Origin of the sequence: Escherichia sp. E10V10 (assembly GCF_004211985.1) — a bacterium.
Taxonomy (GTDB): domain Bacteria; phylum Pseudomonadota; class Gammaproteobacteria; order Enterobacterales; family Enterobacteriaceae; genus Escherichia.
In genome coordinates this window covers 1-25845 of the sequence record NZ_RHJO01000041.1, presented here as the reverse complement: position 1 = coordinate 25845, position 25845 = coordinate 1, and the positions used below count along the sequence as shown (strand labels likewise).

Annotated in this window: 20 protein-coding genes and 1 pseudogene; 14 read left to right on the top strand and 7 right to left on the bottom strand. The window is 41.9% G+C overall.

Features of this window, described 5'->3' with window-relative positions; all coding sequences use genetic code 11:
* Nucleotides 1-31: 31 nt before the first annotated feature.
* Nucleotides 32-1021 (bottom strand): tyrosine-type recombinase/integrase, encoded by a 990-nt coding sequence (locus tag D9736_RS22820; protein ID WP_130259233.1) that lies wholly within the window; start codon nucleotides 1019-1021, stop codon nucleotides 32-34.
* A gap of 398 nt (nucleotides 1022-1419) precedes the next feature.
* Between D9736_RS22820 and D9736_RS22815 the strand changes: the two genes are divergently transcribed.
* The 4 genes from D9736_RS22815 to D9736_RS22800 all read left to right on the top strand — a co-directional run bounded on the left by D9736_RS22815 (nucleotide 1420) and on the right by D9736_RS22800 (nucleotide 6071).
* The gene (locus D9736_RS22815) at nucleotides 1420-2118 is read left to right on the top strand and encodes a hypothetical protein (protein WP_130210293.1); all 699 of its coding nucleotides are present in this window, start codon (nucleotides 1420-1422) and stop codon (nucleotides 2116-2118) included.
* Nucleotides 2119-2438: 320 nt separating this feature from the next.
* Nucleotides 2439-3452, top strand: coding sequence for a hypothetical protein (locus tag D9736_RS22810; protein ID WP_130259232.1), 1014 nt, complete (start codon nucleotides 2439-2441; stop codon nucleotides 3450-3452).
* 613 nt (nucleotides 3453-4065) lie between these two features.
* Complete coding sequence (cspG, locus tag D9736_RS22805) at nucleotides 4066-4281, top strand: cold shock protein CspG (protein ID WP_130210289.1); 216 nt, start codon at nucleotides 4066-4068, stop codon at nucleotides 4279-4281.
* A gap of 659 nt (nucleotides 4282-4940) precedes the next feature.
* Entirely contained in the window at nucleotides 4941-6071 is a 1131-nt protein-coding gene (locus tag D9736_RS22800) for a hypothetical protein (RefSeq protein WP_130238096.1), read from the top strand.
* A 166-nt stretch (nucleotides 6072-6237) separates the two neighbouring features.
* On the opposite strand, the gene D9736_RS22795 is transcribed toward D9736_RS22800, so the two are convergent.
* A complete protein-coding gene (locus D9736_RS22795) occupies nucleotides 6238-7119 on the bottom strand; it encodes a LysR family transcriptional regulator (RefSeq protein ID WP_240730457.1) in 882 nt (293 codons plus the stop codon).
* A gap of 237 nt (nucleotides 7120-7356) precedes the next feature.
* Between D9736_RS22795 and D9736_RS22790 the strand changes: the two genes are divergently transcribed.
* The 7 genes from D9736_RS22790 (at nucleotide 7357) to D9736_RS22760 (ending at nucleotide 17643) form a co-directional block, all read left to right on the top strand.
* Nucleotides 7357-7956 carry a cysteine hydrolase gene (locus tag D9736_RS22790; protein ID WP_130210283.1) on the top strand — a complete coding sequence of 200 codons (600 nt, stop codon included), beginning with the start codon at nucleotides 7357-7359 and terminating at the stop codon, nucleotides 7954-7956.
* Nucleotides 7953-9017 (top strand): hydrogenase expression/formation protein HypE, encoded by a 1065-nt coding sequence (gene hypE, locus D9736_RS22785; RefSeq protein WP_240779375.1) that lies wholly within the window; start codon nucleotides 7953-7955, stop codon nucleotides 9015-9017. The genes D9736_RS22790 and hypE overlap by 4 nt, the downstream gene beginning before the upstream one ends.
* Nucleotides 8992-11340 carry a carbamoyltransferase HypF gene (gene hypF, locus D9736_RS22780; RefSeq protein ID WP_130210281.1) on the top strand — a complete coding sequence of 783 codons (2349 nt, stop codon included), beginning with the start codon at nucleotides 8992-8994 and terminating at the stop codon, nucleotides 11338-11340. The genes hypE and hypF overlap by 26 nt, the downstream gene beginning before the upstream one ends.
* Before the next feature lie 40 nt (nucleotides 11341-11380).
* Nucleotides 11381-12079, top strand: coding sequence for an HAD family phosphatase (locus tag D9736_RS22775; RefSeq protein WP_240725569.1), 699 nt, complete (start codon nucleotides 11381-11383; stop codon nucleotides 12077-12079).
* A 43-nt stretch (nucleotides 12080-12122) separates the two neighbouring features.
* A complete protein-coding gene (locus tag D9736_RS22770) occupies nucleotides 12123-12983 on the top strand; it encodes an MFS transporter (RefSeq protein ID WP_240779374.1) in 861 nt (286 codons plus the stop codon).
* A gap of 739 nt (nucleotides 12984-13722) precedes the next feature.
* On the top strand, nucleotides 13723-16428 hold the full coding sequence (locus tag D9736_RS22765; RefSeq protein ID WP_130238098.1) for an autotransporter outer membrane beta-barrel domain-containing protein: 2706 nt from the start codon (nucleotides 13723-13725) through the stop codon (nucleotides 16426-16428).
* An 81-nt stretch (nucleotides 16429-16509) separates the two neighbouring features.
* Nucleotides 16510-17643 (top strand): glycosyltransferase family 4 protein, encoded by a 1134-nt coding sequence (locus D9736_RS22760; protein WP_130238099.1) that lies wholly within the window; start codon nucleotides 16510-16512, stop codon nucleotides 17641-17643.
* A gap of 277 nt (nucleotides 17644-17920) precedes the next feature.
* Here D9736_RS22760 and D9736_RS22755 read toward each other — a convergent pair whose 3' ends face one another.
* Nucleotides 17921-18223 carry a type II toxin-antitoxin system YoeB family toxin gene (locus tag D9736_RS22755; protein WP_130238100.1) on the bottom strand — a complete coding sequence of 101 codons (303 nt, stop codon included), beginning with the start codon at nucleotides 18221-18223 and terminating at the stop codon, nucleotides 17921-17923.
* A 340-nt stretch (nucleotides 18224-18563) separates the two neighbouring features.
* Between D9736_RS22755 and megL the strand changes: the two genes are divergently transcribed.
* Entirely contained in the window at nucleotides 18564-19766 is a 1203-nt protein-coding gene (megL, locus tag D9736_RS22750) for a methionine gamma-lyase (protein WP_130238101.1), read from the top strand.
* 74 nt (nucleotides 19767-19840) lie between these two features.
* Entirely contained in the window at nucleotides 19841-21139 is a 1299-nt protein-coding gene (locus D9736_RS22745; RefSeq protein WP_130238102.1) for an aromatic amino acid transport family protein, read from the top strand.
* Between the two features lie 34 nt (nucleotides 21140-21173).
* Here D9736_RS22745 and D9736_RS22740 read toward each other — a convergent pair whose 3' ends face one another.
* The 4 genes from D9736_RS22740 to fliD form a co-directional block, all read right to left on the bottom strand.
* Nucleotides 21174-22388, bottom strand: coding sequence for a sigma 54-interacting transcriptional regulator (locus D9736_RS22740; protein ID WP_130238103.1), 1215 nt, complete (start codon nucleotides 22386-22388; stop codon nucleotides 21174-21176).
* A 275-nt stretch (nucleotides 22389-22663) separates the two neighbouring features.
* Nucleotides 22664-22999 (bottom strand): flagellar protein FliT, encoded by a 336-nt coding sequence (locus D9736_RS22735; RefSeq protein ID WP_130238104.1) that lies wholly within the window; start codon nucleotides 22997-22999, stop codon nucleotides 22664-22666.
* A complete protein-coding gene (gene fliS, locus D9736_RS22730) occupies nucleotides 22992-23399 on the bottom strand; it encodes a flagellar export chaperone FliS (RefSeq protein ID WP_130210263.1) in 408 nt (135 codons plus the stop codon). Before fliS ends, D9736_RS22735 begins: the two co-directional genes overlap by 8 nt.
* 52 nt (nucleotides 23400-23451) lie before the next feature.
* The gene (gene fliD / locus D9736_RS22725) at nucleotides 23452-24939 is read right to left on the bottom strand and encodes a flagellar filament capping protein FliD (RefSeq protein WP_130259231.1); all 1488 of its coding nucleotides are present in this window, start codon (nucleotides 24937-24939) and stop codon (nucleotides 23452-23454) included.
* 287 nt (nucleotides 24940-25226) lie between these two features.
* Here fliD and D9736_RS22720 point away from each other — a divergent pair.
* Nucleotides 25227-25845: pseudogene (locus D9736_RS22720) on the top strand (flagellin FliC); the annotation flags it as partial.

Genomic DNA, 25845 nt, shown 5'->3' with positions numbered 1-25845 from the left:
CACAGAATCCTAAACAGGCTCCGGGGAAGCGCTAATCAAAATTCAGTTTGTCGCGGGCGCGACGAAGCCGTTGCTCGCCACGGCGATCGTATTTTTGCGTTGTTGTGACACTGGCATGACCCATCGCATCTTTTACCGTGATTAAGTCTTCGCCGTTTTCAAGCAACGCAGTAGCAAACGTTCTTCGCAGATCGTGAGGGGCGCATTTTTCAATTCCTGCCTCTCGCTGCCTCACCTGCAATATGTGATAAACCGCCTGGTCAGTGAGTCTTGCGCAGGTCACATCATCAAAACGGCGGATGCGCGTAAACAACGGTCCCGGTGCATCTCCCCTTACCTGTTCAATCCAGGTCTGTAATCTTACCCATGTCCCTTCCGGCATATAAGCCAGCCGTTCTTTATTCCCTTTTCCTAAGACACGCAATGCGCGTTCATAAGTGACAATGTCACTTATATTAAGCCCTACGGCCTCAGAACGACGCAATCCACAGCCTAACAACACTCCCAACATCGCAGCGTCTCTGGGGCCACGACAGCTACGATCGGTTTCGCAGACCTGAAATAACTGCCGGATCTCTTCTCGGTGCAATGCCCGACCTCGTTGAAGTTTACTTCCGCGAAAATTACGTACGGCAAGAATGTGCTGGAAGCTTTCGACATCCATAAGCTTCAACATCCAGGCCTCTTTCGCTACGCCTTTAAGTGCAGACAAATAGGTATTGATTGTCGCCGTTGCCCTGCCCGTATCCCGTAGCAATTCAGCAACCGCCATGATGTGGTGTCGGCGTAAACTGCCCCAGGGGCAAGTCTCCGCATTGGCCGCCCCCAACATTCTGGCAACGATGCCCAGAAAAGATGCCATCGTTTGCCGACTGCGCGGTGAGTTAAGAGAAAGCAAGTATGCCCTTGCCGGATTAAGGAGATGCTCGCTTTCTACAGATGTTGGCCATAACTCGGGTTCTGAGGGAACGAGTTGCTGAAAATTATTCATCTCAGGATCATTGTCGGGAAGATGGGTCATACAAAGACCTCACAACAGCGAAAAACGTCAGATGCGCTACGTAAAAAATTGGCATAAGTGTGCCACACAAGTGGCATTCAGAAAATCTACTTTTTCAAAGGTACATTTTAATAAGTAGAGTCGATTATGATTCCCCATACCCGGAACATATCCCATTCCATAGACGCTGTGGCGAAACAGCCAAATCCAGATGCCATCAGGAAGAAGCATAAAGTCGCTCATACAAGATGTTATTACGATAAAAGTAATAGCAGTTTATTTTTTAGGCTGAATTAATTCTCGAAGCTGATGGTTTTATAACCAATAAATGACAGCACTTATCTGTATAAAAATAATAATATCTCTTTGCCGATTATGTTTATTAAGCCTATTTCAATTAAACAATTAAGGAATTTATTATGCCAAAAGTTACTGGTGTTCGGGTGAATTACTATGATTTCGATATGAAAAAAGATATGACTAATGGGTCTTTCCCAAAAACATTATTCCCTGGGGCAACATTTCAGATGATGGTTGATAATGATGTTGTCTATAATAATACGGTAGACTGGAGTGTTTCTACCAATGCAGGAGACAACACAGTTACTGTAAATCAGGACGGCGTAGTGTCATTTTCAAAAGATATTGATGAAAATTGCATTGGTAAAACATTTGTCATTTTTGCCACTAATAAGGTTACAGACAAATATATTTCAGCATATGTAATTAAACCTCTTCGCTTCTTTAAACCACATGTCGAAACCTGGGATGGATTCTGCAGCGCATGGAAGTGGGTTGTGGATGAAAAAGGCACTTTCCCTGCCCGCCGCGATATCAACAATGTCCCTTACGATGAACTGGAAATCGAATCATATCATGATATAAAACGTGAAGTAAATTCTGGGCTTTTTCAGGAATGGGGATTTTTATTATTTAGTGGGTGGACTAATCCTTTACATGGTGCAATTGGTAATCATGAATCAGCAATTTTTTCGGAAGAAAATAACGAAATATATATCTCGGAAGTACGCTCCCATAACTCAAGAGATCTCTGGGATGATTCAATGGATCTATATGCACAGGCTGTGGCGTTTTACGGACAATCTATTGTTTCATGATATTTTTATACGCGTAATTATCAATATTATTCCCGTGTCGTAACAATATAGTGAGAGAATTTATGAAGATGCAAGACTCATCATTCAGTGTTAATTTTGTCAGAATTATAGAAAAAAATCACCGCAAGGCATTAAGTATTATCTGGCATGGCAAAGTGCAGAATTTGACAGTGCATCACATGACAGAAATATTTATGATAAGATTGTATGTTATCAAGTCTATGATGCAATAACAGATACATGTCTTATAAATAAGATAAAAAAAAGATACACTAACCGTAGATATTACATCATACGTAAAACCTGGAAGAAAGTTCATAATGAAAATCGTCATTCAGAATACGGCGGGAGAGTATGAAGCATATCCACAAGAAAGCCCTGCACTGCCTGTTTTCGTTCAGGATGTACAATATGCACCATCACATAATCTTACTCATCCTAAATACCCTCTGTGGATTAACGAAATGTCCACTTCAGAGCAAGAAAAGTTAAAAAATGCTGATTTTTTCAAGCAATGGTTATTAACGACGACGACACTTTACCCTAACCTGAGGAAATGCTACATTCCTGATTTTTTTTCAAAGCTGAAAAACATCTCTTTATGGGACTTAAAGTGGCGAAATGATAATTTTTTCCTTTTTCATGGCGATGAGGAGGGGCGTCCAATTGCAGAAATAAAACAACAATCTCTTACTCCTCCAGTAATTGAGAGCAATATTATTATTTGTGGGAAACCCCATAGTCAATGCATTGAATATACGACGTATTCATTCGGCATGGGTACTGTTTGTGCAGTACAGGATAGTACTATTGATGTTGTCGATAAAGGTCCAAGAAATAGGTATATCTATATGATAGATGACCCCTGCGGGGTAGATGTAGATAAAACAATAGGATACACTAACGATAAGTATAATCTTGAAGTGGATTTTTTAGGTGGGGTGGATATCCGGTATATAATTGGGGTATTTACTATGAAAATTCATACTGAAAGCGTAGAATTTACTGATTTCACATATATGAATCCTGAGAAATTCCCTGAGCCCCCGGAAGGAAAATGCCATATTATTCTTTCGATTCAGGATTATGCTAATACTAACCTTATTGTTTATAGTAATGGCGTTAATATCAATGAAGGTAAGCGGTCTTATCTCACTGTGGATATCGATAAAATGTGTACTTTTGTCGTTGAATCAGAAAATACTCACAGGATTCTTATTAATGGTAAAACAATGAGCGACTCTGGCGCCAGAACTTATAATTTAAAACCAGCAGACCATCTTATTAATGGCGTGGTTGTTTTTGAATACTCGACTGCTATGAGCATTTGGTAGTAAAAATAATTAAAATGTAGAACGACACTTGCTGAACCTATTAAGTAAGCTATTAATAAATAGCCGGAACATAATATATGTCCGGCTATCATTCTGTTTTGAGTGTTTTCTGTTCAGAAAAATGTGTTACAGGGTGCTCGTGCGAGAAACGTCGAAATTTTAAACCGCCGTGGTGGCACAGAATATGTAAAATAGTCGAATGGTAACTCACCATCACGCTGCCTGGTTTCAGGCATTATATAGTGAGGAGAACTACCGGACATCATGGGGCTCACGACTCTCCTTACGCTCCAACGGCTTTCGTTGAAAGCCAGCCACCGACAGAAGGGATAACAGGCGTTCTAGCTTACCTTTGTTAATGGCGCACAACAAATAGAACACATGAATGAAAAATAAAAGTTGCATAACTATAATGAATATGCGTTAATAGCATCGTTGGTTTGCAAGACAGACCTTATGAAAGCAGTTTTAGTAAAGCAGTCTCAGTTCAGTGTTATCTTCCGATTACCCTTCTTCGTGAGTCTCCTCCTTTAGTGCCTTAGTAAGTCAAAATCTTTATACAGATCACATTCTTGCCGCGTTGTGTGGCTCACAAATTTAGAAGGTAATATTTATGTCTAACAAAATGACTGGTTTAGTAAAATGGTTTAACGCAGATAAAGGTTTTGGATTTATCACCCCTGCTGATGGCAGCAAAGACGTGTTCGTACACTTTTCTGCGATCCAGAGCAACGATTTCCGCACCTTAGATGAAGGTCAGAAAGTTGAGTTCTCGATCGAGAATGGGGCCAAAGGTCCGGCCGCCGCGAATGTTATCGCGTTGAGCTAACTATCCTGATAATCAGCATATCTGCGATAACGAAGACGGCATAAGCCCGAGTAGACAGAGTTGCAGGAATAATCAGATTAAAAAACAACCCGCCATAATGGCGGGTTGTTTTTTAATATCTATGCCGTCTAAAGTATTTAACGGGTAAATTTATCTGCGTCTGAACCTATATATCAGAAGAGATACATGACGTTATCTGAGTAAATTACCTTACCCTATTGGTTAAAATGACTGCTAATCATGCAGTTAGATAGATAAATTTAAACATAAGTCATCACCAATATCACAGGTTTATAATAAAAATCATTTCTATGATATCTGATCATTTTAAAATAACCCACTCCATATCAATATATAACTTGCAAATAACAACAACTCTTCTTTAATTGCATTAATATTCATGGTGTTAAAGTGCTCTGGAATGAAGTACTCAAGTCATTATCATTGCAGCTGCTTTTAAGATTGTCAGTTAATGAAAATCTTGATCGCAGAAAAGTGATAAAGCGTTGTGACTAAATTCTGGCAAATAACGCCGTGAATTTACTTCATGTCCAGAGAAAATGAATTAACACTTTATTCCACTACCTGAAAAAACAGGTAGTTCATCAGCAATCTGATATTGTTTTGGGTTGCAAATTTCTATTTGAAAAGAGGTTATTATGCAAAATACAGATGACACGTTTAGCTGGGATTCTAATAATCAGCAAACTTTTCGTTCTGCCGGAGAAACTACGTTGAAGGGACCTGCAGAAACATTTAATAAAATGCAAGGGTGCGGACTTGATGTTTACGGTGTAACTATGGATGGTACTCAATCAGGCCCTCTTATTCTTATTCCGGATAGTATAAAATCCAACCAGATTAACTGGGCTGTACAATCTGCGGCACCTAAAGATTCCAGTTTCAAATTTTTTGAAAAAGCTGATTTCCGTATTTCAGGCAATAGGAAATTAAAAAATAAAAGGTTAATTGACTCCTCTCTATATTACCCTGAATACAAAATTGCTTTCAGCTTGTACGACGACAGTCGTGTTACACTGGAAGAACTACAGGGTGTTTTTCTCGGAATGTCATCGTTAGAGACAGCGACATCCACAGATTTTACGGGTTTGCAGAATTCGAAATTTTCCATTTTGGCTGATAGCATTGGTTTATTTTATAAAGCAACGCTATCAGGGTATAGCACTCTTGATGTACATGCCTATGCGATTTCAGCACCTAATCGTGCTGGTATTGAACCTGAGGGATTGCGTTTTAATAATTATTCCTCACTCTTACTAAATGTTAGGTCGGATCAACATCTTGAATCAGAATTAAAACTTTCGAATAGTTTATCTTTTCATGATTCATCTTATGGTAATATTTTCACAATGTCTATCCATAATGACATCCCAGACAACAACACAGGTGATTTCGTTGCGATAGATGCTTTTGATAACTCGACAGTGGATATTCATACAGCTCAATTTTTACAAGGGTATGGGAAAGGTAAGATTATTCAATTGTCAGGTAATGCAAAGGTGACAATTAATCCATTGATTGATATCGTCCCTATTAACCCTGTGAAGGAAGTGATTAACCCAACAGGTAAGTGCTGGCCCGGCATGTTCAATTTTAAATCAGGGTCAGGAGCAGTGCTAAGATTAAACGCACATTCAATTGGAACCCAGTATGATGTTAATGCGCTATATCTTTTGAATCTTGTTTACATAGATGGAAAACCTATTGATAACAGGAATAAATTGAGTGTTGATTTTGATTCTGGTGGATTGACTATACAGTTGAGATGATTACCCGTTTCAAAAATAAATTTCTGTTTATGAAAATTTATTCTGCGGAGTAATTAACTGCATGCGACAGGATTATTAACAGTGCTGTCGCATTTTTTGTCCACTAAGTTGCCCGTTTGTATCAGGTTGAGACTTGAGTCTAATCTTTTTTATTCAATTTGTAATATTAATTAACACAATACTGATTCAATCTAATATTGTTTACTATTTGTAAAAAATTATCCCTGATAATATCATTTATTTGCGGGTTCCAGGCAATTCCTATATTCCATTTGGTATAATTACCCTCTGGCCTAATAAGTGATACGCCCTTAGGTAAAAAATAGTTGGTTCCCGCGGGTAGTAAAGCCACACCGTTCCCTGTAGCAACCAAAGCTAGTAAAGTATGGATATCGTTTGCAGCAGAAGATGGTTTACCTTTGTAATTGTTTTCTTTCAGAAATTTTTCTGTTTGTTCAACCAATCCCCGACCTCTGTCTGGGGTCATTTGCAACAGTTGATATTGGTTCAGTATTGATTGAATCTTTTGCGACTTAAGTGTAAATCCCGCTGGAATAGCCAAAACCAGACTTTCTGTAAACAGTGGGCTGAAGTTAAGTTTATCTGTTAACGGTTCTCGGGTAAATCCAGCCAGAAGCTTCCCGTCCAGTAACATACGGCATTGCACATCTGAAGGAACATCATCAAGTAATACCTCAACGTCAGGGTATTGTTCCCGAAAGAGGCTTACACATCTGGGAGCTAACTGAAACGAGGATATCCCAAATCCAAGAGTCAGCTTACCTGAACTTCCTTTTTGCAAATTTTGTGCATATTCTGAAAACTCTTCATAATGTTTCAACAATTTCTGAGCCCGGGAAAGAAGCTGTTTTCCTGGTTCTGTCAGTTTTGCTCCCTGACGGCCCCGTTGAAAAAGGGCAATCCCCGTTATTTTTTCCAAAGACTGTATTTTCTTTGTTAGTGCTGGCTGAGTGATGTACATGGCCTCAGCTGCATCATGATAGCTCCCTAATCTGGCAAGTGTTACAAAGGCACGTAGCAGCTTCATATCCATTCCCGTTGCTTATCAATTTTTGAAAAAAAGGAATTGTACATACTATACCTGTATGGTTCATATTGTTATACAAGGTTTTTATCTGAGAATAAAAATCTATTATTTTTATATTTGATGAACATCCTTTTATGTTTAATCTTCTGGCATAGCCCTGTACAGATAGTTTCAGGGTGTTTCATTTATGTCTGAATGAATTATTAACATTTAAAATTATTTAATAAGGATATAAAGATGCCAAATATTGCTGTTCTGACAAATGATTTACAATATGAATTTACTTATAAAATAACAAATGACCCGCAAGAACTTGATAAAAAGCTGAAAGCATTTAATAAATTTCTTGATGGTGTAAGAAACCAGGGGCAAGCCGTTATACATCTGCAACTTATTCATGATCCTGATGACCCAGCTGTTCAGCGTCGATATCGAAACCGCGCGGCTGGAATACCAGCAATAGCGGGCACACCAAGCAATCAAATCATTAATACCGTTTACCATCCATCAGATTTTATTGTGGTAAAAGGCAGGGATAGTGGCTTCTTTGAAACTCAATTAGATCAAAAACTCCAGGAGCTTGGAGTCAAAACAGTTATTGTCACCGGATTACAAACTCACGTATGTGTCCAGACGACAGCAGCAGACGCCTTCTTCCGTGGTTATAACGTCTGGGTTCCTGATGACTGCGTTTTTGCCCCCTCATCAGATGATACCGACAGAGCGCTTCAATGGCTTGCTGGATATTGTGCAACCGTCGCCCCGTCCACTGAAATACTGTCGTTACTGGAGAAAACTGGTGATTTACCTGAACGTGGTGAAAGGACAACAGCATGAAAATGACTGAAGCAACGCCCGATAACGAACTTGGCGAGAATTTATTTGCGCCATTGAATGAAACAATAATATTGGATCATGGTACAGGTGCAAAATTAAGCAGAGAGCTGGTTGAGCGTATCTCAGAAACATTGGAAGAAACTTATCTGGGAGAGATGGAGGATAGCGCCTTGTTGGATCTACCAACGAATAAAATTGCTTTCACTACCGACTCTTTCGTTGTAACTCCTCTTATCTTTGGCAACGGCGATATTGGTAAGATTGCCGTGTGTGGCACAGTTAATGATCTGGCGGTAAGTGGAGCCCGCCCGCTTTATCTCACGCTGAGTCTGATCATTGAAGACGGGATGCCTGTCTCAGATTTATTAAAAATTATCGCATCCGTTCGTGAAACAGCGCGTTTAGCCGGTGTGAAAATTGTTGCCGGTGATACCAAGGTTGTTGGAAAAGGCGAGGCTGACCAGCTTTTTATCAATACTGCCGGAATAGGCGTGCTGGAGCGGCCTCCTGTTTCGATAACTCATGTCAGGCCGGGTCAGAAAATAATCCTGAGTGGCTATATCGGGAATCACTCTATTCATCTTTTATCGATTCGGGAAGGTTTGGGGTTTGAACGTAATATATTAAGTGACTGTGCACCGCTGAATCATATGATTGAAAACATTTTGCTTAATACTCCTACAGGAAAAATAGCTTCCATGCGGGACGTTACTCGTGGTGGTCTTTCTGCAGTATTGCACGAATATGCCAGAGCCACTTCATGCCCTATTGTTTTTAATAAAGATGCGTTGCCTGTCCAGCCTGAGGCAGCTATGGCTGCTGATATGTTAGGTGTGGATGTCATTAATCTGGCCAATGAGGGATGTCTTTGCCTGTTTGTTGAGCCAGATGTGGCAGAGCATGTTCTGGAATTACTCCGCGTTCATCCTTTTGGTAAAAAGGCAGCGATTATTGGAGAGGTTAAATCAGGCTCGCAGCCGCAAGTCTGCATGGTCGAATCTGACGGAACGCATACTATTATTGAGGAACTTTACGGTGCAGAACTACCAAGACTCTGTTGATTCTGAAAAAAAAGACACCTGCCGGTTTCGAGTTTGCGGCATTGTCCAGGGAGTAGGATTCAGACCTTTTGTTCATCGATTAGCCAGAACGCATGGTGCAACCGGTTGGGTTCTTAATGATTCCGAAGGTGTTTTGCTTGAACTGCAGGCATCTTCACAGACCATAAATAACATAATTGATGAACTGATCTCTCAGCCACCGCCTCTGGCACGGATCACTGATATATATAAGGTCGAACTGGAAAAACCAGCGCCATATTATTCAGGCTTTGATATCAGAAAAAGCAATAATTTATCCAATATGGATACAATTGTTCCCCCTGATTCAAATGTATGTAAAGACTGTCTGAGGGAAATGAACGATCCGTCCAATCATCGTTATCGTTATGCCTTTATAAATTGTACCAATTGTGGTCCGCGTTATTCTATTATCTGTGGAATGCCTTATGATCGTGCACAAACGACCATGCAATCTTTTATAATGTGTCCACAATGTAATAAGGAATATCATGATATTGAAGATCGCCGTTATCATGCGCAACCCAATGCGTGTCCTGTTTGCGGACCACAACTGCAGTTAACTGATAAAGATGGCGTATCAATCTCAGTCAGTGACATTATACGTTTTACCATCGACAGGCTAAAAGAAGGCGCTATTGTTGCCATTAAGAGTCTTGGCGGCTTTCATCTGGTCGTTGATGCATCCAATGTCGATGCTGTGCGAGAGTTACGTCGCCGTAAACGACGTGATGCTAAACCGTTCGCTGTTATGGTTGCAGACAGTGAAAGCGCGGCCAGGTGGGCAGTTGTGACCCCTGACGATATCTCTTTACTTGAGAGCGGGCCTCGCCCTATCGTTCTTTTGCGCAAACGCTCTCAGACGTTGCCAGAAGTGGTGGCCCCCAAAAACCCCAATTTGGGTGTAATGTTGCCTTCTACGCCTGTACAACATATGTTACTTGCTGATCCTGAACTCCCGGCCGTTATAATGACCAGCGGAAATATTTCCGGACAGCCTATTGTCATTGATAATAATGATGCAATAGAACAACTAGGGAAAATTGCAGACTACTTTGTACTTAATAATCGCGATATTCGTACAAGAGTAGATGACTCCGTTGTTCGCGTTATTAAGCGAAAAAACACCCCCGATTCACAAATATCATTTTTGCGTCGCTCACGAGGTTATGCTCCCTACCCTGTTCACCTTCCTTATTCCGTTGGAAATGTTGTGGCGTTTGGTGCCGAACTGAAAACCACAATAAGTATTGGGAAAGGTAAAGAAGTGTTTATCAGTCAACATATTGGGGATTTAAAAAATGATACAACATTTAAATCTCATCTCGACTGTATAAAACATCTGCAAGGGTTACTGTCCATAAAAAAAGCCGATATTCTGGTCTGTGATTTACACCCGGCCTTTCGTTCAACTCGCAGTGCCCTCGAAAATGCAGAGATCAAAGTCATTCAGGTCCAACATCACCATGCGCATATGGCCGCATGTATGGCGGAAAATGGTCTTTCAGGTAAAACCATTGGCGTGATTTTCGATGGTACAGGGTATGGTTCTGACGGAACAATATGGGGCGGAGAATTTTTATTTGGTAACGTCGAAAGTGTAGAGCGTGTTGCTCATTTACGCCCAATGTTATTAGCAGGAGGAGATAAAGCGGTTAAAGAACCTATTAGAATGGCAATATCATTGCTGGTTGAAACATATGGTGAAAATGTTGAGAGTTATATCAACTTACCAGCTATTCTTGATTTATCTGAAAATCGCCGTGAAGTATTCACCAGGATGGTAACAAGGAAAATTAACACAACGATTACTACCAGTATGGGGCGTCTTTTCGATGGTGTTTCAGCACTTATTGGAATTTGTTCAGAGATTGAGTATGAAGCACAGGCCGCCATTGAAATGGAAGCGCTTCTAAAAAAAGATTTTCATATGATTGAACCATTTACCTATATAATCGATGAAATTCACAATGGTGATATAAGTGTTGATTATCGTCCGTTAGTGAAAGAATTAGTTCAGTCCATACTAGTCAATAACATCAACCAGGAAGATCTTAGCCGACGTTTTCACTCAACCATTGTGCATATTATAGCAACAATGTGCTCTCTCCTCTCTGAACGTTATGGAACTGACCAGATTGTATTGAGCGGAGGCGTTTTTTGTAATGAATTCTTGCTGGTTAACACTCTTGATGAACTTGAATCAAGAGGTTTTAAACCATATTGCCATAAGCTGGTACCTGGTAATGATGGATGCATATCGCTGGGACAGGTCGTCGTAGCAGCGAACGGTATGAAGATATAGATATAGATATAGATATTTATTATCATTGAAGGAGAATAGAGTGAATAAAAACGGAGAAAAATTTTCAGCTGTTTTATTTGATATGGACGGAGTCCTGATTGATTCCCGGATGGTTATTGAAAATGGATGGCGTGAAGCGGCTCTGATGTATGAACGTCATCTCACCGACGAAGATATACAGAAGCATATTCACGGACATCCTGGCCCCTATACTATCCGGACATTATTTGGCGATCTCCCGGAATCCGACCAGCAAAAAGTTCAGGCACATATTATTCATGTAGAGAATACGACGGACTGTGAACTTATACCTGGCGTTGCCAGCCTCATTGCTTCTTTGGGAGAGGCCGACATTCCTGTTGGTATTGTAACCAGCGGCTGGAGGCAAAAAATTAACAGAGTCATAGAGTTACTTCATGCAGAGCCTTACATATCCGTTATTGTAGAACGTGATGATGTTACCCGTGGCAAACCTCACCCTGATCCCTATCTTCTTGCTACACAACGTCTGGGTATTCCAGCAAGTCAGGCAGTTGTCTTCGAGGATGCTAAAAGCGGCGTTGCATCAGCAGTTGCTGCGGGTTGTTATTGCGTTGGTGTAGGCGATGAGGAGCTCATGCCATTAGGCGCAAAAGTCATTATTCCTGATTTTAAAAATGTACAATTAATCAGAAACAGTGAAGATAGCTATATGCTTAAATTATGTGCTGATCACTCTGTTTTATTAAATAGTAAGTAATTCATTACAGTGATAAACAGCTAACACAGCAGGAGTAATGTTCATGGAACGGCTACAAAAATCCCGATGGGCCGTTACTGTACTATTTTTTGTCAACGGATTTATACAAGGAGGATGGGCTGTGCAGATAGCACAGCTTGCTCCTCGTTTTGGCGCCGATGATATAACCATTGGTCTACTTATTTTGACATTCGGTTTGGGGGCTTTATTTATGATGCCTCTGTCCGGTATGTTAATCTCAAGGTTTGGCTCACAAAAAGTTGTTCGATTATTTGCCGTGTTAGCATCTGTTTCGTTAATATCCGTAGGCATTGTAAAAAATATTTCTTCATTAGTATTCTTTTTATTTCTCTTAGGCGCGATGATTGGTTCGATGAATGTGGCCATGAATGCAAATGCCGTTATCCTTGAAAGAAAATTAGCTTACGCAATACTGTCAATGTGCCACTATTCATGGAGCGTTGGTTTATTTGTATCGGGTTTTACAGGTGGTTATGCAGTTAAAAACTATGGATACCTTGGTCATATTTTTATAATTTCTGGGATCGCTTTTCTTCTGGTTTTGACAGCACTTCATTTTATCACTAATGATCATCCACAAGAGAATCAGAAAAATAAATCATCATCGAGTTTACCCCGCCAGGCTAAAATCTATATTATAGGAATAATGGCTCTTCTTGGAATGATACCAGAGTGTGCGGTTGTCGACTGGTCATCACGTTATCTAATGAAAAACCTTAATGCTAATATAGAAATAGCCAGCCTTGCTTTTGCTTTTTTTGCATGCACCATGTCAATGGTTCGATTCGTTGGTGATGTGATACGTGATAGTTATGGACCCGTGAAAACTCTTCGTGTATCCAGTATCCTGGCAGCAGCCGGTATGCTAACAGCAGCCCTGTAACCGTCGCCGTGGCAGGCAATTCTGGCTTTTTCTCTGGCTGGCGGTGGTATTGCCAATATTGTTCCTGTCATCTTTTCATCCGCAGGCCATCAGTCTGGAATTACTGTAGGTACTGGAATAAGTATTGTTACAAGCATCGGTTATTTAGGTACATTAATGGCGCCAGCACCAATAGGCTTTTTTGCACAACAATTCGGTTTTCCAATGATATATATAGCAATGGCTTTTATACTTGTTATGAATGCTGTGCTTGCACCATTATTACGTAATAATAATAACAAATATTAAAAACTTTCGTTGATGATAAAGGGTTAGACTTCTCGAGGCCTTTCTGGCCATTGTTCAGGATACAGATCTTCTTCTTTAACTTTTTGAATAATCGAAAGAGACGAGTGATTTGTCCGCATTAATCACGGAAATTTCCTGGCATTGTTTATAAAAATCCTTATTTTATATCGCTAACAATTTTATTAATCGATCATTCCGTTTGTTAAACCATTTTCACTTTAACCAGTTGAAATCTGTATAATAACTATCGTTTTCTGGTCCCGAATGCGTGTTTATTTGAGTATGAAAATGTTGTTTTTTATCAATGAATGATATTTTAACCAAAAGTTCAATATTTCTTATTTACAAAATTAATGGGACGTATAGACTCTTAACCTAAACCAAATGCGTGCGCGTGGTATTGCTCTCGTCGGTTTTATTAAATGGATAAATTTCATCAGGATGAGCTATTATGGATAATAGATACAATTGTTGTTATTCAGAAGAGAGCGTTGAAAAACCTAAAATAGCGCTACAGAATGTATACTATCACGCAGGTCAAAATCCCTTTAACAAAACCCTGGTTGCAGGTGCTATCTTTCTTGCTTTTAATACCGCGCATGCCACAGATTCTTGTGATTATGTCAGTACCAGACCTGAAACTAGCTGTGTCTATGCTGATAACAAAATAAATATCCATATTCATACTGACATAAATAATCGTACTAGTACCCCAGCCTATCAATACGAAACTGATTATATGACTACGGATAAATCAGTTATCCATTTAGAGGCTGGCACAACAATTCATTCGGATGCAACGGGTATTGAGGCATTAGGACGTAGCAACACCGAAATTGAAGTGAGCACCTCTGGCAATATCTATACAGGAAACATCTCCGATGTTGATGTGCAGGAACCTCAGGCCCCCATTTCCGGGCCTTCCGGCGGTATAATCTTTGATATAACCAACGTTCGTGGAACCCAACACGCCAGTGTTTATCTGGCGGGTGCATCCGGCGGTCTATTAGCGTTGGGGGCCGTGACGCAATATTCCGATAGTCAAATTGTTAACCAGAGTGCCAGTAAAGATACAGCCGCAATATATTCTCAGGCGCTGGAATCTCGGATGACAACCTCAGGCGTTATTCGCTCTCAAGTTGGAGATGCGATTCGTTTACAGGATACCGGCCCTGAATATTCCTATAGTAGCGGCGGCTACATTATTCTCGATCCTCAGAGTGTGTTTGATGTTCACTTACAGGAAGGTAGTGTAGTTGATGGCGGCTCTGAAGGTGCGGGGATTAAAACCATCGGCGGAGCAACTTCCAGTATCACGATTGATGAAGGTGCAACGTTGGGGGCATTGTCTGATGTCGCGATTAGCACAACTGGCTATGATTATTATGATCTCAACTACACTAATAATCCGTCGGGTATTAATACATACCAATACACTGGGGCGGCTACCAGCATCACCAATGCCGGAACGATGACTGGTGTTATTCAATTAACCAGCGGTCAGGATAAGATCGTGAATGACACAACGGGCGTCTGGAATATTCGTCAGTGGTCAGATTCCGATCGGGATGGTGTCCGGGATGCGGTTGCTTCTGTGGCAACCAGTGATTTTGGTGGCGGAACGACTGAGTTAAATAACCTCGGTCAAATTATACTGACCGCGAATGCCGATGGCAGCGCAAACAGCGCGCTGTTGCAGAATTTGCCCACCTTCAAAAACCAGGGCCGTTTAATTCTCGCTAATAACGTCGTAGGTGATCGTTTTACTATCGACGGTGATTATGTGGGTAATAATGGCACTGTTGAGCTGGATACTTACCTTGGGGATGACAGTTCTCCTACAGACAGAGTCATCATTAATGGCTCAACCTCCGGACAAAGTTATCTGCTGATTAATAATTCTGGCGGAACCGGAGCTAAAACCAGTGAAGGGATCAAAGTTATTGAAGTTAACGGTGATTCCTCCGGTGAGTTTATTCAGCAAGGTCGTGTCGTTGGCGGTGCATTTGAATACTATTTGCATAAAAATAGCGTCAATAATCAGGATGGTGACTGGTATCTGCGTTCACAGCTTCCGATTGTCACGCCTGAAGATCCGGTTATACCGAACCCGGAACCTGATCCTGACCCCGAGCCTACGCCAACTCCAGAACCGAAGCCTGAACCTGAAAATATCAATCGACCCGAACCGGGGAGCTATATGTTTAACCATATGGCCGCCAATAGCCTGTTCCTGATGCGCCTTCACGATCGTATGGGGGAAACCCAATATACTGATGCCCTGACCGGTGAGCAAAAGGTGACCAGTTTGTGGCTGCGCCAAGTTGGCGGTCATAACCGTTCTCGTGATAGCAGTGGCCAGTTAAAAAATCAGGGGAATCGTTACGTTTCTCAACTAGGTGGCGATATTGCACAATGGAGTAGCAATGGTTTCGACCGTTGGCATTTGGGCGTAATGGCCGGATTCGCCAGGCAAAACAGCAATACGGAGTCAAAATATTCAGGATATAAATCCACAGGTTCTGTGGCGGGGTACAGTGCGGGATTGTATGGCACATGGTATGCCAATGAGCATGATAAAACAGGCAGTTATGTTGATGCCTGGGCTTTATATAACTGGTTTGATAATGAAGTAAAAGGTGACCAGTTGGCGACGGAAAGCTATAAATCCCGGGGTGTTACGGCATCAATTGAAGCTGGCTATACCTTCAAACTGGGGGAACGAATCTCTGACGGTGTGAAATATTATTTGCAACCTAAGGGACAACTGACCTGGATGAACGTTCGCGCCAATGACCATACTGAACATTCAAGTAGTGGTGGTTCACGTGTTTCCTTTGATGGTGATGGCAATATTCAAAGTCGTCTTGGTATTCGTACTTATGCCAACGGTCATAGTGCTATTGATAACGGTAAAGACCGTAAATTCCAGCCATTTATCGAAGCCAACTGGATCCACAATACTCATAATTTTGGTGCAACCATGAATGGCTATAAGAATAGTATTGATGGAACCAAAAATATTGGCGAAGTAAAAGTGGGACTTGAAGGCCAGTTATCTCGTCGCCTGGATCTTTGGGGTAACGTCACGCAGCAAATGGGTGACAGTGGCTATAGCGATACTCTGGTTATATTAGGAATTAAATATCGTTTCTAGTGGAGAGCCATTGTTAAATGGAAGCCTGTCATTTTTTATTTACTGGCAGGCTATCCGTTGCATTTGATAATAGGATTTGGTATGCAACCACGAGTTTTAATTGTTACAACTGAAGCCCCGGACGTGCTGTTTAGCGGTCTTGGTTTTTTTAATGAACACTTTTGGGCGGAATTAAAACGGCGTAATTATCCTTTTAAAGTGTTGTATCTGAATAATCAAAAGACAGCACATTCTCAGTTGGCTGATTATGAGATTGCAGTAGAACCGGCCTTACCCCTCGATTCATCGCTGGAGTCGCTCAGTCTTAACGTGGCCTGGAGTACAGCGCAAAAAATTCAGCCGCTCCTCAATGAGTTCAAACCTGACATTATTTCAGTGCATGAAAACTCACCGCTATTGCCGTTCTTTTTTGAGCTAAAGCGCGTTCAGTTCACGCTGCATTCCAGCTATATCGGTATGCAACACTATCTGACCCGGACACAAAAAGGAATGCAGCATTATTGGGAGCAGAGGATCGCTGTAAGACAAAGTGGCGCGGTGGTTCTTCATAGCGATTGGGCCCATCGCTCTGTTATTCAGCATGTCTCGGCGGATATCGTCCCTCCTCACCTGTTTCCAATCGGTGTGAATTTCGCAGATTATCCGGCGGATAAAGTTCCCCATCCTGAAGGCAAAGTAGTGATTAGCTTTTTTGGTCGCTTTACCGATATTGTGAAGAATTTCCTGATTTTCCGTGATGCCATCAATACACTTCCACCAACCTATCGACAGCGCATAGAAGCCCGGGTTTATGGGCCTGAAAAAATCCCCGATTATATGGAAAAAGAAGGTTTTAAAGGGTTAACCTTTGTGCAGGGGGAAGAGAAAAAACAGGCGCTGGCGGAAACTGATATCGTGGTTTTCCCAAGTATGCAGGAAAGCTACGGTATTGTTGGTCTAGAAGCATTGTTGTCGAACTGCGCATTAATAGCCACGCCAGGGTTAGGTATGGATAGTTATATGCAGCCGGAATATGCTTGCGAACCGACTATCGCCGCGATCCAAAAGCGGATTATTACTTACCTTTCTGATGTCGAGCAATTACGTAAAGACCAGAAGGCGCAGATATTCCGTAATAGTGTTAATCGACCTGAGTTTACGTTAGGCAAGATGACTGAGTCATATATTGCCGTTTGGCAGGAATTGCATAAGAAACTAAAGAAAGAACGGCAGTGAGTTATTTTTATTCAAAATTTCCACAAACGCTGTTGTTCTTGCAGCATAAATACTTGCCCTCAAAATTGATTGTGGGTCCCAGGTGGTCAATGACAGGCAGTCACGGTTAATTATCTTTTACTATGCCAGGTACTCAACGATATTCCTAAAAGGAGTATGTCGTTCCAAAACTGGCTGTTGATGATGATCCGTTTTATTATTGAGTTCGGTGACCACCTGAACGGTCACCTTTAACATGACGGCAGTTATACAGCTAAACCATAACACCGGTCTTTACTTACTGACGAACGTAATGGCCGCCTACGGAAAGAACTTTAATATTATTACCTCGCTTGACGAATATAACCCTATGCTCTTGAGTTATCCGAAATGAATAAGTATCAGTAAAACCGTGAAGTTTTTCACAATTTGCATCCGAAACAGATTTCGCCGCTGTTTTTGGATCGTGCCCATAGTCCCTGACAAGATGACGCCATTCATAATATTTTCTCATAGCGGCTTGCGGTACTTCGATATGTTTGTTTTGGCGATATCTGGTTCTTTGTTCACTATCATCAAAATTGTAAACATAAACTCTCATCTCCTTGAAAGCGGCCCATGGTGAGCAGCGCTGCTCATTACAACATTTAGCCTAACTAACTTTTCGGCGGTTAGAGCAACAATTGTTTTGATTGAACGATAAGGTATTACATAGTGACATTTTAGCATCTGGAGTTTAAAGAGTGCGGCGATTTCGAAAAATAATTGTATGTTGTAACTATTACTTCCGTTAATAGTGGCAACTTTATTGCCAGACTGGAAATATTCCGAACATAAACGACGGTGTAACAAACGCTAATAAATTGAATACACACGATTATTTATCTGGCATAGCAATTGCTATGTCATTAGCGAGTCGTTTATAAAATTAAGGAAAGAGTATGTCTAATAACCGCAATTATCGATTCGATACCAAAATTATTCACGCAGGACAACACCCGGACCCCTCTACGGGATCGCTCAGCACGCCAATTTTCCAGACATCAACATTTGTCTTTGATAATGCTGAACAAGGCGCTGCACGTTTTGCACTTGAAGAACCAGGTTATATTTATACTCGCCTGGGTAACCCCACCACAGATGCCCTTGAGCAAAAAATGGCCGTCCTTGAAGACGGTGAAGCTGCACTGGCGACCGCTTCTGGAATTTCTGCGATTACGACAGCCCTGCTGACTCTGTGCCAGCAAGGCGATCATATTGTCTCTGCCAATGCAATTTATGGCTGTACACACGCTTTTCTTTCCCACAGCATGCCGAAATTTGGCATCACCACAAGCTTTGTCGACGCGACAAATATTGCTGAACTAAAAGCAGCAATACGACCAGAAACGAAGGTTATTTATATCGAAACTCCGGCCAATCCGACGCTGACACTGGTCGATATTGAAATGGTCGTGGGTATCGCACATCAGCACGGCGCGATATTGATTGTCGATAACACCTTTATGTCGCCTTATGGCCAACAACCGTTACGTCTGGGGGCAGATATTGTTGTACATAGCGTCACTAAATACATTAACGGTCACGGCGATGTCATTGGCGGCGTTATTGTTGGTAAAAAAGATTTTATCGATCAGGCGCGTTACGTTGGACTTAAGGATATTACGGGCGGATGTATGAGTCCGTTTAACGCCTGGCTAACCTTACGTGGCGTTAAAACGCTCGGCGTCAGGATGGAACGTCACTCCAGTAACGCCATGAAAATTGCGCAGTTCCTTGAAAGCCATCCGGCAATTACCCATGTCTATTATCCTGGATTACTGGCTCATCCTCAGTACGATTTATATAAGCGACAAATGACTTTACCCGGCGGTGTCATCAGTTTCGAAATAGCCGGAGGCTTTGAATCTGGCAGACGGATGATTAACGCGGTCAATTTATGTTTGCTGGCGGTAAGCCTTGGGGATACCGAAACACTGATCCAACATCCGGCATCGATGACCCACTCTCCTGTGCCGCCAGAAGAACGATTAAAAGCAGGAATTACTGATGGAATGATTCGGCTTTCTGTAGGTCTGGAAGATCCTGACGATATTATTGAGGACCTTCAGCAGGCAATCGCCACAGCCATCGCCGGAAATTAATTTTTCAAAAGCATATAAAATATCAACACCTGCCCTCTGCTTTATTGGCAGAGGGATTGGGATGGAGGCACATTATGCAAATCAGCACGCAACAAGCGGATAATTATGTAAATATTTCTCACACACTCACCAATAAACTACCCTTTACACGCTATGACTTTGGCTGGGTTTTATTATGCATTGGCATGGCCATTGGCGCAGGTACAGTTTTAATGCCAGTGCAGATCGGCTTAAAAGGGATATGGGTTTTCATTACAGCATTTATTATTGCCTACCCTGCAACGTATATTGTGCAGGACATGTATCTTAAAACACTTTCCAAAAGTGAAACCTGCAACGATTATACTGATATTATAAGCCACTACCTGGGGAAAAACTGGGGCATTTTTTTAGGCGTTATATACTTTTTGATGATTGTCCATGGAATATTCATCTACTCTCTTTCCGTCATTTTTGACAGCGCTTCGTATATCAGACACTTTGGTTTAACCGATAGCGACTTGTCACAATCCATTATCTATAAAATCATTGTCTTTTCTGTTTTGGTTGCCATTGCCTCTCGTGGAGAAAAAATATTATTTAAAATTTCCGGGCCAATGGTAATCATCAAAGTAGGGATTATTGTTATCCTGGGTTTTATCATGATCCCACACTGGAATTTTAATAATATCAGTGCATTTCCCCCAATGAGTGATTTTTTTCGTGACGTTCTGCTGACCATCCCGTTTTGTTTTTTCTCAGCCGTCTTTATTCAGGTGTTGAATCCGATGAATATTGCCTATCGAAAAAGAGAAAGAGACCGGGTTATGGCCACCAGAATGGCTATCCGCACCCATCGAATCAGTTACATTGCGCTGATAACCATCATATTGTTTTTTTCATTCTCATTCACTTTTTCCATCAGCCATGAAGAAGCGATTTCCGCATTTGAGCAGAATATTTCCGCCCTGGCGCTGGCAACGCAAGTGATACCAGGAGAAATTATTCATCTTGCTTCGACAATATTAAATATTTTTGCAGTTCTGACGGCTTTTTTTGGTATTTATCTTGGTTTTCATGAAGCATTGAAAGGAATTGTACTCAATATTTTAAGTCGGGTAATTAATGTTGAGAAAGTCAGCCCGCAGATGCTCACAACAGGAATAGGGATTTTTATTGTTGCGACACTGGTTGTCTGGGTTTCGTTTCGTGTATCCGTTCTGGTGTTTTTCCAGCTTGGTAGTCCTCTATACGGTATCGTCTCTTGTCTGATCCCTGTTTTCTTAATTTACAGTGTCCAAGCGCTAGAAAACCTACGCGGAGTCAGAAGCTGGCTTATTTTTATCTACGGTATTCTACTCTGCCTCTCACCGCTGCTGAAACTCATCGAGTAGTATTTGGGCTGCCCCCATATGTTAGATGGGGGCGTTAATAAACCACATCTTGTTGGTAACTGCGTATTTTATTCAAAACGGTCGTGTGCGAAACACCCAGTACTTTAGCAATGCTGCGTGCAGAATTATTATCATCTAACATTTTTTCGATAATTTTTCGTTCAGTCAAGCGAACTTGTTCTTTTAAAGGCTCCATATTCCCACAGTGGCTTTGCTGGTTCTCCCGGCATGGAGAATTCATCCATTTCAGTTCGTCCATTGTTACTATTCCACTGTCCGACATATGCATCAAGCGGATAATAATATTCTCCAGTTCCCTGATGTTGCCCGGCCATGTGTAATGCTGCAAAAATTCCAGACTATGTTTATCAAAAACCAATGCCCGCTTAAACTCACAACCATGCTTTTGCAGAAAATGATCAATCAATAACGTAATATCTTGTGGATGCTGGCGAAGCGGCGGGATTGTTAACGAAAGAATATTGATTCGGTAGTAGAGATCGGCACGTAACTGACGATTCAACATCATCTCTTCCAGGTTCGCATTAGTGGCTACGATAACCCGAGTATCAAAAGAAACAACCTGAGAACTGCCTATACGCCGGATACCACTATCCTGCAAAACGCGCAGTAGTTTTGCCTGCATACTTAGTGGCATTTCGCCAAACTCATCAAGAAACAGCGTTCCTTTATCCGCCATTTCAAACAATCCTTTCTTCCCTTTGCCATCGGCCCCGGTGAACGCGCCTTTCTCGTAACCAAAGAACTCGCTTTCCATCAGTTCTTCAGGGATTGTCGAACAGTTTACCGGAATAAAAGCGTGTAAACGTCGTGGCCCACAATTATGAATAGCACGCGCCAGCAACTCTTTCCCTGTTCCCGTTTCACCGCGAATCAATACGGTAAAACGACTTTCCGAAAACTTTATCGCTTTTTCTATAAGCGATTGCATTTGCGGGCTTTCACCAATCACATCAGTAAAATATTCGCTCGGTTTTACTGATCTATGAGAGGTGATTCCACTATCGGTACTAAAATGCTCAATATTAATAATGTCTGGATGATGACTTAACCGTGTCACTACACTATTGATATCCCCTGTATGACGACACATTGATTTTATAAGAATGCGTCCGGCTGTCACTTTCATTGAAATAATATTAAATTTATAAAATGAAAATTCTTTTAAAACGTCTTCTATCATTGAAATACGGTCAATGGTTTTTATATTCCAGCGTATCGTAAACACATAAGCTCCATTGCATTTTTTGAACACATCGACAGGCATTTTACTGCAAGGAGGAGGATGTTCTGCCAAAGGCATCACAGAGTTGAGGAAAATCTCAATGAAGAACAACGTTAAGGGAATATGTGTCGCGTAGCATCGGAAACTGGAAATAGAAAATATGATAGATAAACTATTGAGAATAGATGATATTGTTAATGCCCATGACTCCGATGGACATTAACCAACGCTGGTACAGCTCATTTGCTGCCCAGGGAATGCAGTATAACCAATGCTAATTAGCGTTTTACCGCGTCAAAAGACGTATACATCTGACTAACTTTTGAACCTTGATGCAAAGATGACATATTTTGCTTGAGCGTTTCGAGCCTGATATTGACTTTACGGATCAACTCCTCTGTACCGTTCATAAGCTCACGAACCAGACTTTTGATGCGTTCACGCTCAATTTCTGACAGCGTTAATCCACTGGTGCCCGTCATTAAGTCTTCCGCTTTCGCCAGAAATATATCCAGCAGCGCTAAAAAGGCATCCCATTTTTCTTCACGCACCATCGTTAACATCGACTGGTTCATGTCGAACAAATTATCATAATGTGAAATCAAATTAACCACGTCTCCCCCGGGTTTGCTGTGGGTCAATTTCTTCCCAGGTTTCTGCAAGCCGCATTAATAGTTGATCGACATGCTTCAGTAATTCAGGGTCGTTCGTTCGGTTAGCCTGAAACAATGTCCGTGACATATACTCATAAAGTTGTTCGAGTTCGCCTGCAATATGCAGACCTTTCTCATGATCAAGCGATGCCCGCAAACCATTATCAATAATATTGATTGCTTTAGAGATCATCTCCCCGCGGCGAGGAATATTACCCTGTTCAAAATAGATAATTGCTTTCTGGATTGCGCTATGAATTCCATCAAACAGCATAGAAATAAGCTGATGTGGGGTTGCTCCTGCCAGTTTGCTCTGTAGCGAAACTTGTTTGTAGGCTTCTGCGCCCTGTGAAGTGTACATATCAGACTCCTGCGGGGCTGGCGGAGTCACGCTCCGTCAGCCTTTACTCTTATTAAATCGTTGATAAAAGAGAGGTTAATTGCGAGTTCATGCTGTTCATTTTTGACATCGCGGTATCCAGATTCTGGAACTGGATGCGATAACGCTCAACCTGAGCATCGATCAGTTTCTGGGTCTTATCAATTTGCTGCTGAACCACCTTGCTTTGTGAATCAAGGCCGTCAGTGGTGGTCTTGATAAGCCCGGTTTTATCATCGCTACCAGTACCAATATAGCTACTGATGATATTCCCCAACGTAGTCGCCATGCCTTCATTACTGCCATGACCCATAAACATATTGGCGATCTGATCCGGATCATCGGCAATCGCGTTGTCCAGCTTGTCCTCATCCAGTGTCATCTGACCGGTTGCGGCATCAATTTTGATGCCCAGATCGGCTAATGAACCATAATCAGCGCCAGAATCACCATAAACGCCGTTTACCGTAGAGCGAATTTGACTGACCATTCCGCGCAGCGTGGAATCGCCCATCAGCGCCCCGCTCTTGGAACTGGGCGTTGCGACATCATCATCACTCAGACCGGAGGTATCATTCTTGACGTACTTACTGAATGTAGTTGTTGCTGACAGCAGTGCATTGTATTGCTTAACAAAATCCTGAAGGTGAGTTTTAATAGCAGACGTATCAGCCGTTAATGTCAACTGCTCAGATTGTAATTTGGTCGGATCATTTTTATCTGCTTCAGAAACGGCATTCAGGTTCAGCGTCACACCGTCAATGATGTCAGTAATGTTGTTACTGGAACGAGTAAAATCAGTACCATCAACAGACAATTTGGCATCTTTAGCATCCGAAACCGAAATCATCTTGTCAGCTGCACCAGGATCGCCCGCAACACCATTTGGATGCTGACCGCCCGCTGACGTGTCCAAGATGTCCGCAAGATTCTGATCGCCGTCGACCTTAACGCTCATTTCACCGTCGCTGCCGGTTGTTTTAGAACTCAGAACCAGTTGATAACCGTTGCCTGTAGGCTGAACGCTGGCACTAACATCACCATTTTGCTTGTTGATAGCCTTGGCGATGCTGTTTAACGACGTTTCATCGTCTTTAAGTTCAACTTCGGTGGTTTTTCCGTCTTTTTGCGTGATGGTGATCTTTCTGGTGCCGCTGCCAGTTGTACTCCCCAGGGTGGTGTCAGCACTGGTCTGGAGTGCCGTTTTCAGTTTATGGGCAGATGCCAGTTGTTCCACAGTAATTTCATGAGTATCCGCCAGCGCACCCGTGCTCGCCGTCGCAGTAAAGGCTTTGTTGCTACTCACTTTCAGGGTATTGAATGCATCACCACCTAATGATTTCACCGATTTTTGCAGCGTAGACAATAGGCTGGAGATAGATCCCCAGGCTGAAATCTTCAATTTATAGCTATTCTGAAGACTGGTATAGGGCGTCAGGCGCTGCTGTTCGCTGGCTTTAAGTTGCTCCAGCATTGATGCGGTATCGATCCCTGAACCGATTCCCAGTGATGATATACCCATGTTGTTTCTCCTGAGGGGTTGTGATTTTTAAGAATCTCTTCCCTATATCGGCATAAAAACAGACTGGATAAATATTTAACTTTTTTTCAACAAAGTAATAGATGAAATAATTAACTTCTTTAATTTGTCCTCTTACATTTCCGCCCTATTTTTACTTTTTTTATCTCATTCGCTTTAGCCACTTTATTTCCACGCCGATATCTGTGGTATGCGGAGTTACAACGCATATTCAGTTTAAATTCTATTCCGGGCGGATCGCACCGTCACGTTTTAATTGAGGATATATCATGTCACAGGTCATTAATACCAACGCACTGAGCCTAGTTGCACAGAACAACCTGAACAAATCTCAGTCCACTCTCGGCACTGCGATCCAACGCCTATCTTCTGGTCTGCGTATTAACAGCGCAAAAGACGATGCTGCTGGCCAGGCTATCAGCAACCGCTTCACCGCCAGCATCTCTGGTCTGACTCAGGCTTCCCGCAACGCTAACGACGGTATCTCCATCGCTCAGACCACTGAAGGTGCGCTGAACGAAGTGAACGACAACCTGCAGAACATCCGTCGTCTGACTGTTCAGGCGCAGAACGGCACTAACTCCGATTCTGACCGTCAGTCCATCCAGGACGAAATCAATGCCCGTCTGGATGAAATCGACCGCATCTCCAATCAGACTGAATTTAACGGCGTTAAAGTTCTCAGCCAGGATCAGTCTCTGTCTATTCAGGTAGGTTCTAACGATAGCGAAACTATCAGTATCGATCTGAGCAAGATGGATGCCGGCACCCTCGGGATGACTGATTTCAACGTGGCTGGCGGTATTAATGCCGCAACCCTGAATACAACAGGCGCTAATGTGAATGTTGATGAAGGCTATAAGTATGATGTAGCTAATGTCACAGACA

Bases quoted from the DNA above. Each gene is read 5' to 3' on its own strand.
- D9736_RS22810 (WP_130259232.1), top strand. From the start codon at position 2,439: ATGAAAATCGTCATTCAGAATACGGCGGGAGAGTATGAAGCATATCCA.
- D9736_RS22790 (WP_130210283.1), top strand. From the start codon at position 7,357: ATGCCAAATATTGCTGTTCTGACAAATGATTTACAATATGAATTTACT.
- D9736_RS22800 (WP_130238096.1), top strand. From the start codon at position 4,941: ATGCAAAATACAGATGACACGTTTAGCTGGGATTCTAATAATCAGCAA.
- D9736_RS22815 (WP_130210293.1), top strand. From the start codon at position 1,420: ATGCCAAAAGTTACTGGTGTTCGGGTGAATTACTATGATTTCGATATG.
- fliD (WP_130259231.1), bottom strand. From the start codon at position 24,939: ATGGGTATATCATCACTGGGAATCGGTTCAGGGATCGATACCGCATCA.
- D9736_RS22770 (WP_240779374.1), top strand. From the start codon at position 12,123: ATGGAACGGCTACAAAAATCCCGATGGGCCGTTACTGTACTATTTTTT.
- D9736_RS22795 (WP_240730457.1), bottom strand. From the start codon at position 7,119: ATGAAGCTGCTACGTGCCTTTGTAACACTTGCCAGATTAGGGAGCTAT.
- D9736_RS22765 (WP_130238098.1), top strand. From the start codon at position 13,723: ATGGATAATAGATACAATTGTTGTTATTCAGAAGAGAGCGTTGAAAAA.
- D9736_RS22760 (WP_130238099.1), top strand. From the start codon at position 16,510: ATGCAACCACGAGTTTTAATTGTTACAACTGAAGCCCCGGACGTGCTG.
- cspG (WP_130210289.1), top strand. From the start codon at position 4,066: ATGTCTAACAAAATGACTGGTTTAGTAAAATGGTTTAACGCAGATAAA.
- hypE (WP_240779375.1), top strand. From the start codon at position 7,953: ATGAAAATGACTGAAGCAACGCCCGATAACGAACTTGGCGAGAATTTA.
- megL (WP_130238101.1), top strand. From the start codon at position 18,564: ATGTCTAATAACCGCAATTATCGATTCGATACCAAAATTATTCACGCA.
- D9736_RS22820 (WP_130259233.1), bottom strand. From the start codon at position 1,021: ATGACCCATCTTCCCGACAATGATCCTGAGATGAATAATTTTCAGCAA.
- fliS (WP_130210263.1), bottom strand. From the start codon at position 23,399: ATGTACACTTCACAGGGCGCAGAAGCCTACAAACAAGTTTCGCTACAG.
- D9736_RS22755 (WP_130238100.1), bottom strand. From the start codon at position 18,223: ATGAGAGTTTATGTTTACAATTTTGATGATAGTGAACAAAGAACCAGA.
- D9736_RS22745 (WP_130238102.1), top strand. From the start codon at position 19,841: ATGCAAATCAGCACGCAACAAGCGGATAATTATGTAAATATTTCTCAC.